Origin of the sequence: Synechococcus sp. H55.2, assembly GCF_047462495.1 — a bacterium.
GTDB lineage: Bacteria > Cyanobacteriota > Cyanobacteriia > Thermostichales > Thermostichaceae > Thermostichus.
In genome coordinates this window covers 1-547 of the sequence record NZ_JANSJH010000242.1, presented here as the reverse complement: position 1 = coordinate 547, position 547 = coordinate 1, and the positions used below count along the sequence as shown (strand labels likewise).

The 547-nt window shown below is 61.8% G+C and carries 1 protein-coding gene; it reads right to left on the bottom strand.

The window, feature by feature from the left end; all coding sequences use genetic code 11:
* The coding region (locus tag NW844_RS13135; RefSeq protein WP_414336282.1) for a photosystem I assembly protein Ycf4 at positions 1-547 on the bottom strand (547 nt) is incomplete at both ends.

The following is a 547-nucleotide window of genomic DNA, read 5'->3' as shown; positions in this document are numbered from 1 at the left end:
TCTAGGCTGACATTGAGAAAGCGGGCGATCTCGGCTGCTTGGTTTTCGATCTCGGCCAGGGGAGGGGGCTGGCCAACGCCGGTGAGGGGGATGTCGCCGCGTCCTTTCACCCGCAAGTAGATAACTCGGCGGGGGTTGAGGCCTTCTCGCAGCTCGACCCGCAGGCTTTGCACCTCGGCAAAGTCGTATTCCAGCCGCACCTCGCGGTTTTTGCCCGGAAAGCCCTGCCGCACCAGCGTTATCTTCTGGGTGCGGCGGTTGAACTCGTTGTAGCCGCCCCCCAGGTTCCAGTACAGGCTCAGCCATTGATACAGCCCCGCCAGGGATCCGAGCACACCGTAAAAGAGCATGGCAATGCCCTGGGGAATGAACACCAGGCTGGCGGGATCGGAAAAGGGAAGCAAGTTGCGGTGGAAATAGCTGGAAAGACCGGCCAGGGTAAAGCCCAGCCCACCCCCTGTCAGCGCCACCGCCCAAAAGTAGACGCTGGGCCGCCGCGACCCAATCACGGTGTAGCGCAGCAGCTCTTCAGAGCGAATTTCGGGAA